This window comes from Kitasatospora putterlickiae (assembly GCF_039527695.1).
Taxonomy (GTDB): Bacteria; Actinomycetota; Actinomycetes; order Streptomycetales; family Streptomycetaceae; genus Kitasatospora; species Kitasatospora putterlickiae.
On record NZ_BAAAKJ010000169.1, the window covers coordinates 11,712 to 20,614 of the forward strand.

The following is an 8,903-nucleotide window of genomic DNA, read 5'->3' on the forward strand; positions in this document are numbered from 1 at the left end:
ACCACGACACCGAGTGGGGACGCCCGGTAGGGCGGCGTCGGCGGCGCCCAGGGCCGCGACCGGACCGGGCGCGGCGGCCCCCACGGTGGACGCCCGGCAGATCGCGTACTCGGCGCAGCTGACGGTGCGGGCGGCGAAGGTGGACGAGGCGATGGCGCGGGCCCGCGCGCTGGCCCTCGCCGCCGGCGGCTACGTGGCGAGCGAGACGGCGAGCGGCCGCGGGGAGGGCGGCGACGAGTCGGCCGGCGCCCTGCAGAGCGGGCAGATCACCGTGAAGGTGCCGTCGGCGGCGTTCCAGCAGACGCTGGACGGGCTGGCCGAACTCGGTGAGGTGGTCTCCCGGCGCAGCCAGGCGGAGGACCTCACCCAGCAGGTCGCGGACGTCAACAGCCGGATGCAGAGCCAGCAGGCGAGCGTGGACCGGGTGCGGGCGCTGATGGCGCAGGCGAAGACGCTGGCCGAGATCGTCAGCCTGGAGAGCGAGCTGAGCCGCCGGGAGGCGGACCTGGAGTCGCTGCAGAAGCAGGTGAAGGAGCTGTCGGCGAAGACGTCCTTGTCCACCGTCACCCTGGACGTGCGCCGGCAGCAGGACAAGCCCAAGGCCGACGGCGTGCCGGACGCCCCGAAGAAGGACGGCTTCCGGGAGTCGGTCGGCTCGGCGCTGGGCGGCGGCTGGCACGTGCTGGCCGTGATCGTGCGCGGGATCGCCGTGGCGGTGGCCGCGGTGCTGCCGTTCCTGCTGGTGGCGGTGCCGGTGGCCGCGGTCCTGTGGGCGCTGCGCCGACGCCGGAAGGCGGCCGGCCCCGCCCTCCCGGTGCCGGACCGGGAGGAGGACGCGGAAGAGGAAGAGGAAGGGCCGCACACCTCCTGACGGCCACGGGCCCCTCCGGGGAACCGGAGGGGCCCGCCGCCGTCGGGTGGGTCAGCGGGCGCTGGCCTCGTGCACGAAGGCGACCAGGCGGGACAGCGCGTCCGGGTCCATGCTGGGCAGCACGCCGTGGCCGAGGTTGAAGATGTGGCCGCTGGTGCCGAGCGCCTGGGCGGCGTGCAGCACCTCGCGGGCCTTGGTCTCGACGGCCCTGGTCGGTGCGAACAGCACCGCCGGGTCGAGGTTGCCCTGCAGGCCCTTGCCGGGGCCGACCCGCTCGGCGGCGACGTTCAGCGGCACCCGCCAGTCGACGCCGACCACGTCCGCGCCGGCCTGGCCCATCAGGCCGAGCAGCTCGCCGGTGCCGACGCCGAAGTGGATCCGCGGCACGCCGTAGCCGGCGACCGCGTCGAACACCTTGGTGCTGGCCGGCATGACGGAGCGGCGGTAGTCGTCCGGGGCGAGCGAGCCGACCCAGGAGTCGAACAGCTGGACGGCGGAGGCGCCGGCCTCGATCTGCACCTTGAGGAAGGCGGAGGTGATGTCGGCGAGCCGGTCGACCAGGGCGGCCCACAGCTCGGGCGCGCCGTACATCATGGCCTTGGTGTTCTCGTGGTTCTTGGACGGCCCGCCCTCGACCAGGTAGCTGGCCAGCGTGTAGGGGGCGCCGGCGAAGCCGATCAGCGGGGTGGAGCCGAGCTCGTCGACGAGCAGGCCCACCGCCTCGGTGATGTAGGGGACGTCGTCCGGCTCCAGCGGGCGCAGCCGCTTGAGGTCCTCGGCGGTGCGGATCGGGTCGCCGATGACCGGGCCGATGCCGGGCTTGATGTCGACGTCGATGCCGATCGCCTTGAGCGGCACCACGATGTCGCTGAAGAAGATCGCCGCGTCCACCTCGTGCCGGCGCACCGGCTGCAGGGTGATCTCCTTGACCAGCTCGGGCCGCATGCAGGACTCCAGCATGGGGATGCCCTCGCGGACCTTCAGGTACTCGGGCAGCGAGCGGCCGGCCTGACGCATGAACCACACCGGGGTGTGCGGTACCGGCTCGTGCCGGCAGGCGCGCAGGAACGCCGAGTCGTACGCGGCGCCGCGGCGCGCGTCGGGCTGCTGACCGGGGGTGGCGCCGGTCGGGGGGACTGCCGGGGTGTCTGCCGTCGTCTCGCTCACGCTCCAAATCTTCGCACGCGGCCCGGGCCCGTCCGCCCCGGTGGTCTCGTCGGTTCCTCCAAGATCTGGCCGGATTGCCGCCCCGGCGCGCCGCGCGGGAAGAAGTTGCGGCGAATACCCGTGTTTTCGACCTAGTCTTCGGGTCATGGCAGCGGTCGGAGGGCACCCCGCGCAGGGTGGCGGAGCAGGTGGCGGAACGGGTCGGGAGGCGGCGCCGAGCGAGTTCCGGGCTGCCGTGGAGGCGCTTTCCGAGGCCCGGCTGCGCCCCGAGATCGTCCTCTCCCCCGCCCCGGCGCCCCGCCGGCTGGCGCCGCACTCCTTCGCGCTGACCGCCTCCGTCGAGGTGGACGGCGAGGAGCTGGCCGACGGCCGGCTGGTGCTGTTGCACGACCCGGACGGGCAGGAGGCCTGGAACGGGGACTTCCGGGTGGTCACCATGACCCGGGCCGAGCTGGAGCCGGAGATGGCCGGCGACCCGATGCTCTCCGAGGTCGGCTGGGCCTGGCTGCTGGACGCGCTGCAGGCGCACGGCGCCGGGTACGCGGAGCCGTCCGGCACGGTGTCGCTGTCCGCCTCGCAGTACTTCGGCGGGCTGGCGGACCGGCCGTCGAGCACCGAGATCGAGATCCGGGCGTCCTGGACGCCGGCCGACGGCCGTTTCGAGCGGCACCTGGCGGCCTGGGGGGACCTGCTCTGCACCAGCGCGGGCCTGCCGCCGGCCTCGGGCCCGCACGCCCCGGCGGAGGTCACGTCACTCGGTGGAGTGGTCCCGATGCCGGCGCGGCGACGCCCCCGTTCGCACTGAGGAGTGGCGCCCCGGCGCGGGCGTCACCGGTGGACGCGTCGCCACTCCCAAGACTGACGGAGTGTGACTTCAGGGCGCCTCTCCGTCAATAACGCGCTCGGAACCGACCGGTTTGCGCAGGATCTGATCGATTTTGTGCGATTTCCAAGCATGTCGCATCAGTCATCTGCGCGATTTGTCCGTATTGTGACTCACTAGATCGTGATCTTTCGCTAAAGCCGGGCACGGATGCTGCCGAAGCAGACTGTGACCCTTTCCCAACGCGGAACACTCCGACCGCCCCCTCGGGGTTCCGTCCGCCACTCCTGCAGGAGGCCTGGTGTCGGTCCTTCTTGAGCACCCCGCAAACGTGGTCGCCTACCGCCCGACCAAGCCCACCGCCATGGTGGTCATCGCCGATCCCCGCGTTCGAAACACCGTCACCCGTCACCTCTGGGCGCTCGGCGTCCGGGACGTGATCGAGGTGTCGTCCATCGCCGAGGCCCGCCCCCGGGTCTCCACGCCGCGCGACATCTGCGTCGCCGACGTCCACCTCCCCGACGGCTCCGGACTCACCATCCTCGCCGAGACCCGCGCCGCCGGCTGGCCCAACGGGCTGGCGCTCTCCGCCGCCGACGACATCGGTGCCGTGCGCAGCGCGCTGGCCGGCGGGGTCAAGGGCTACGTCGTCACCGGCACCCGCACCAATGTCGCCATGCCGGGCCGCCCCGGACTGCCGCTCGGCGCCGCCGGGCTGGCCGGGCGGATGCGCCGTCCCGGGATGCCGGGCATGCCGGGCGCGCACGGGGCGCCGGGCGCTCCCGGGGCGCACGGGACCCACGGAGCGCCGGGCGCCCAGCAGGCCGCGTACCGGGAGCTGTCCGGACGCGAGGTGGAGGTGCTGCGCCTGGTGGCCGAAGGCCAGTCGAACAAGGCGATCGGCGTGGCGATGGGCCTCTCGGCGCTCACCGTGAAGAGCCACCTCGCCCGGATCGCCCGCAAGCTCGGCACCGGCGACCGCGCCGGGATGGTCGCGGTCGCGCTGCGCACCGGCATCATCCACTGACATCCCCACCGCTGCGGCGGCCCTGGAGGAACGTTTCCCCGGGGCCGCCGCGCCGTGCCGTGCGGAAGCCGGAGCCGATGCCCCGGCCACCCGGCGGCGCCCCCGGCATCGGTCTGACCAGTCCGACAACACTCCCGGTCGCGGGGACCGTCGTACCCTTGGGGGGTGACCGACGCCGTAGCAGCCATCCCAGAAGAAGCAGCCCCGGTCCCGCTCCTCGAACCGAAGGAGGGGATCCCTCCGGTCGTAGCGGACGAGCAGGCGCTGGCCGCCACCATCGCCGCCTTCGCCGCGGGAACCGGACCGGTCGCCGTCGACGCCGAGCGGGCCTCCGGCTACCGCTACGGCCAGCGGGCGTACCTCATCCAGCTGCGCCGCGCGGGCGCCGGTACCGCGCTCATCGACCCGATCGCCTGCCCCGACCTGAGCGGGCTCGGCGCGGCCCTCGCGGACACCGAATGGGTGGTGCACGCCGCCACCCAGGACCTGCCCTGCCTGGCCGAGGTGGGCATGAGACCCCAGCGCCTGTTCGACACCGAGCTGGCCGGGCGGATCGCCGGCTTCGCCCGGGTCGGCCTCGGACCGATGACCGAGAGCGTGCTCGGGCTGAGCCTGGCCAAGGAGCACTCCGCGGTCGACTGGTCCACCCGCCCGCTGCCCGAGCCGTGGCTGCGCTACGCCGCTCTGGACGTCGAGGTGCTGGTCGAGCTGCGCGACGCACTCGAACGGGAGCTGGACGCCCAGGGCAAGCTCGGCTGGGCCCTGGAGGAGTTCGCGGCGATCGCCGCCGCCCCCCGCCCGGCCCCGCGGACCGACCCATGGCGCCGCACCTCGCAGTTGCACAAGGTGCGCCGGCGCCGCCAGCTCGCCGTGGTGCGCGAGCTGTGGCTGGCCCGCGACCGGATGGCGCAGGACCGCGACGTCTCGCCGGGCCGGGTGCTGTCGGACGCCGCGATCGTCAACGCCGCGCTGGCCATGCCGCTGACCATCGCCGCGCTGCAGGGCGTCCAGGGCTTCGGGCCGCGGGTGCACCGGCGCCAGCTGGAGCAGTGGCTGGCCGCCGTCCAGCGCGGGCGGGAGGTGCCGGAGAACCAGCTGCCGCCGGCCGCCGCGCCGCACGACGGCCCGCCGCCGCCGCGCGCCTGGGCCGAGAAGGACCCGGTGGCGGCCGCCCGGCTGAGCGGGGCGCGCGCCGCGGTGAGCGAGCTGGCCGAACGCCACCACCTGCCGGCCGAGAACCTGATCACCCCGGACCTGGTCCGCCGGGTGTCCTGGGAACCGCCGGCCGACGCCTCCGCGGCCAACGTGGCCGCCGCGCTGCGCCGGCTGGGCGCCCGCCAGTGGCAGGTGGACCTGGTCGCCCCGGCGGTGGCCACCGCGTTCGCCAAGGCGGCGGCGGCACCGGCGCAGCAGGGCTGAGCGGGAGGAACGGGGAAAAGGGGATGTCGCCCGGGAGGGCGGCATCCCCTTTCGCGTGCCCGGAGGACGAACGTGTCCGGGGACACATCGGGAGAAGCGGCCGACGGGCCTGGGCAGGCTGGTTACCGACGGGTAGCATGGCCGACAGGCGGCGCCGCCCCCATCCCCCCGTGCGATGGTGAGCGGCAGCCTGCCCACTAGAACCGTTGGTCCCTGGGAGGAGAGCCCCCGTGCCTCGTACCGCGAGGGACGTCGTCTTCGTCGATGGCGTCCGCACCCCGTTCGGCAAGGCCGGCCCGAAGGGCATCTACCACGAGACGCGCGCCGACGACCTGGTCGTCAAGTGCATCCGGGAGCTCGTGCGCCGCAACCCGGGCCTGCCCGTCGAGCGCATCGACGAGGTCGCCATCGCGGCCACCACGCAGATCGGCGACCAGGGTCTGACCATCGGCCGCACCGCCGCGCTGCTGTCCGGCCTGCCGAAGTCCGTCCCCGGCTACGCGATCGACCGCATGTGCGCCGGCGCGCTGACCGCCGTGACCACCACCGCCGGCGGCATCGCCTTCGGCGCGTACGACGTGGTCGTGGCCGGCGGCGTCGAGCACATGGGCCGCCACCCGATGGGCGAGGGCGTCGACCCGAACCCGCGCTTCGTCTCCGAGAAGCTCGTCGACGAGTCCGCCCTGTTCATGGGCATGACCGCGGAGAACCTGCACGACCGGTTCCCGCACCTGACCAAGGAGCGCTGCGACGCCTACGCCGTGCGCTCGCAGGAGAAGGCCGCCAAGGCGTACGCCAACGGCGACATCCAGCCCGACCTGGTGCCGATCTCGGTCCGCAACACCAACCCCGAGGTCGGCGAGACCGGCTGGGGCCTGGCCACCGTGGACGAGCCGATGCGCCCGGGCACCACGATGGAGAACCTGGCCGGTCTGAAGACCCCGTTCCGTCCGCACGGCAACATCACCGCGGGCAACTCGGCCGGTCTCAACGACGGTGCCACCGCCTCCCTCCTGGCCGCCGAGGACGTGGCCGAGGAGCTGGGCCTGCCGGTGAAGATGCGCCTGGTCTCGTTCGCCTTCGCGGGCGTCGAGCCCGAGGTCATGGGCATCGGCCCGGTGCCGGCCACCGAGAAGGCGCTGGCCAAGGCCGGTCTGACCATCGAGGACATCGGCGCGTTCGAGGTCAACGAGGCCTTCGCCGTCCAGGTGCTGGCGTTCCTGGACCACTACGGCATCGCGGACGACGACGAGCGGGTCAACCCGTACGGCGGCGCGATCGCGTTCGGCCACCCGCTGGCCTCCTCCGGCGTGCGCCTGATGAACCAGCTGGCCCGCCGCTTCGAGCAGCGCCCGGACGTCCGCTACGGCCTCACCACGATGTGCATCGGCTTCGGCATGGGCGGCACGGTCATCTGGGAGAACCCGCACTTCGAGGGTGGTAAGTGAGCATGAGCACCACGACTGAGCTGCTGACCCGCGGCGCCGAGCTCTTCCCCGGCGAGGTCGTCACCACCGCGCACGTGCGCCACCTGGACCTGCCGCTGCGGGCCGGCCGGCTGGCGCTGATCACCCTGGACAACGGCTTCGACCACACCAAGCCGACCACCTTCGGCCCGGGCTCGCTGCTCAAGCTGGGCGAGGCGCTGGACCAGGTCGAGGCGGAGGCCGCCGAGGGCGCCATCGTCGGTGCCGCGATCACCGGCAAGCCGTTCATCTTCGCGGTCGGCGCCGACCTCAAGGGCGTCGAGCTGCTCCGGGAGCACGCGGACGCGCTGGCCATCGGCAAGGGCGGCCACGAGGTCTTCAAGCGGATCGCCGCGCTGCCCGTCCCCACCTTCGCGTTCTACAACGGCGCGGCGATGGGCGGCGGCGTCGAGGTCGGCCTGCACTGCGACTACCGCACGGTGTCGGCGGGCGTCCCGGCGTTCTCGCTGCCCGAGGTCTTCCTCGGCCTCGTCCCCGGCTGGGGCGGCTGCACCATCCTGCCGAACCTGATCGGCCCGGCGAAGGCCGTCAAGGTCATCATCGAGAACTCGATGGCGCAGAACAAGCAGCTCAAGGGCAAGGACGTGTTCGAGCTGGGGATCGCCGACGCGATCTTCGAGCCGGCCGACTTCCTGGAGCAGTCGCTGCTGTGGGCCGCCAGGGTCCTCAAGGGCGACGTGGCCGTCCAGCGCGAGGCGATCGACCGCGGCAAGGCCTGGGACGACGCCGTCGCCTGGGGCCGGCTGGTCGCCGACGCCAAGGTGCACGGGGCGGCCCCGGCCGCGTACCGGGCGCTGGACATCATCGCCCAGGTCAAGGACGAGAACCTGCAGGCCGGCTTCGACGCCGAGGACGCGGCGCTGGCCGACCTCATCATGGGCGGCGAACTGCGCGGCGGCATCTACGCCTTCAACCTGGTGCAGCGCCGGGCCAAGCGCCCGGTCGGCGCCCCGGACAAGTCGCTGGCCCGCCCGGTCTCCAAGGTCGGCGTCGTCGGCGCCGGTCTGATGGCCTCGCAGCTGGCGCTGCTGTTCGCCCGCCGCCTTGAGGTACCGGTGGTCCTCACCGACATCGACCAGGAGCGCGTCGACAAGGGCGTCGGCTACGTGCACGCCGAGATCGACAAGCTGCTGGAGAAGGGCCGGATCGGCAAGGACAAGTCCAACCGCCTCAAGGGCCTGGTCTCCGGCTCGCTGGACAAGGCCGCGGCCTTCGGCGACGCCGACTTCGTCATCGAGGCCGTGTTCGAGGAGATGGGCGTCAAGCAGACCGTCTTCGCGGACCTGGAGAACGTGGTCTCGCCGACCTGCGTGCTGGCCACCAACACCTCCTCGCTGTCGGTCACCGAGATGGCCTCCAAGCTGAAGCACCCGGAGCGGGTCGTCGGCTTCCACTTCTTCAACCCGGTCGCGATCCTGCCGCTGCTGGAGATCGTCCGCGGCGAGAGGACCGATGACGCTTCCCTGGCCACCGCCTTCGGCGTCTCGAAGAAGCTGAAGAAGACCTCGGTGCTGGTCAAGGACGCCCCGGCGTTCGTGGTGAACCGGATCCTGACCCGCTTCATGGGCGAGATCCAGAACATCATCGACGAGGGCACTCCGATCGCCACCGTCGAGAAGGGCGTCGAGCCGCTCGGCCTGCCGATGTCCCCGATCGTGCTGCTGGAGCTGGTCGGCCCGGCCATCGCCCTGCACGTCTCGGAGACCCTGCACGGCGCGTTCCCGGAGCGGTTCACCGTCTCCGGGAACCTCGGCCGGGTGGTCAAGGCCGGCAAGCGCGGCTTCTACACCTGGGTGGACGGCCGGCAGGTCCTCGACCCCGAGGTGCTGGAGCTGCTCTCCTTCGGCGACACCGTGCTGACCGAGGAGCAGGTCCTGGCCCGCTCCCTGGAGGCCGTCGCGCAGGAGATCGGCCTGATGCTGGAGGAGGGTGTCGTCGCCGAGGCGCAGGACATCGACCTCTGCATGATCACCGGCGCCGGCTGGCCCTTCCACCTGGGCGGGATCACCCCGTACCTGGACCGTGAGGGCGTCTCGGAGCGGGTGAACGGCAAGCGCTTCCTGGCCCCGGGCGTGGCCTCGGTGCCCGCCTAGCAGGAACGCGGAAGGG

Annotated in this window: 7 protein-coding genes; 6 read left to right on the forward strand and 1 reads right to left on the reverse strand. The window is 72.9% G+C overall.

Annotation, left to right across the window (positions count from 1 at the left end):
- Nucleotides 1-85: 85 nt before the first annotated feature.
- The gene (locus ABD308_RS17460) at nt 86-871 is read left to right on the forward strand and encodes a DUF4349 domain-containing protein (RefSeq protein WP_344335352.1); all 786 of its coding nucleotides are present in this window, start codon (nt 86-88) and stop codon (nt 869-871) included.
- Nucleotides 872-922: 51 nt separating this feature from the next.
- On the opposite strand, the gene hemE is transcribed toward ABD308_RS17460, so the two are convergent.
- On the reverse strand, nt 923-1,936 hold the full coding sequence (gene hemE / locus ABD308_RS17465) for a uroporphyrinogen decarboxylase (protein WP_344335384.1): 1,014 nt from the start codon (nt 1,934-1,936) through the stop codon (nt 923-925).
- Between the two features lie 247 nt (nt 1,937-2,183).
- Here hemE and ABD308_RS17470 point away from each other — a divergent pair, with 247 nt between their 5' ends.
- The 5 genes from ABD308_RS17470 (at nt 2,184) to ABD308_RS17490 (ending at nt 8,887) form a co-directional block, all read left to right on the forward strand.
- Nucleotides 2,184-2,843, forward strand: coding sequence for a DUF3000 domain-containing protein (locus tag ABD308_RS17470; protein ID WP_344335353.1), 660 nt, complete (start codon nt 2,184-2,186; stop codon nt 2,841-2,843).
- Nucleotides 2,844-3,162: 319 nt separating this feature from the next.
- Nucleotides 3,163-3,888 carry a LuxR C-terminal-related transcriptional regulator gene (locus ABD308_RS17475; protein ID WP_344335356.1) on the forward strand — a complete coding sequence of 242 codons (726 nt, stop codon included), beginning with the start codon at nt 3,163-3,165 and terminating at the stop codon, nt 3,886-3,888.
- 165 nt (nt 3,889-4,053) lie between these two features.
- Nucleotides 4,054-5,307: an HRDC domain-containing protein gene (locus ABD308_RS17480; protein ID WP_344335358.1), complete on the forward strand. Its 1,254-nt coding sequence runs from the start codon at nt 4,054-4,056 to the stop codon at nt 5,305-5,307.
- A 230-nt stretch (nt 5,308-5,537) separates the two neighbouring features.
- The gene (locus tag ABD308_RS17485) at nt 5,538-6,755 is read left to right on the forward strand and encodes a thiolase family protein (RefSeq protein WP_344335360.1); all 1,218 of its coding nucleotides are present in this window, start codon (nt 5,538-5,540) and stop codon (nt 6,753-6,755) included.
- A 2-nt stretch (nt 6,756-6,757) separates the two neighbouring features.
- A complete protein-coding gene (locus ABD308_RS17490; RefSeq protein ID WP_344335363.1) occupies nt 6,758-8,887 on the forward strand; it encodes a 3-hydroxyacyl-CoA dehydrogenase NAD-binding domain-containing protein in 2,130 nt (709 codons plus the stop codon).
- Nucleotides 8,888-8,903: the final 16 nt, after the last annotated feature.

Bases quoted from the DNA above. Each gene is read 5' to 3' on its own strand.
- ABD308_RS17470 (WP_344335353.1), top strand. From the start codon at position 2,184: ATGGCAGCGGTCGGAGGGCACCCCGCGCAGGGTGGCGGAGCAGGTGGC.
- ABD308_RS17490 (WP_344335363.1), top strand. From the start codon at position 6,758: ATGAGCACCACGACTGAGCTGCTGACCCGCGGCGCCGAGCTCTTCCCC.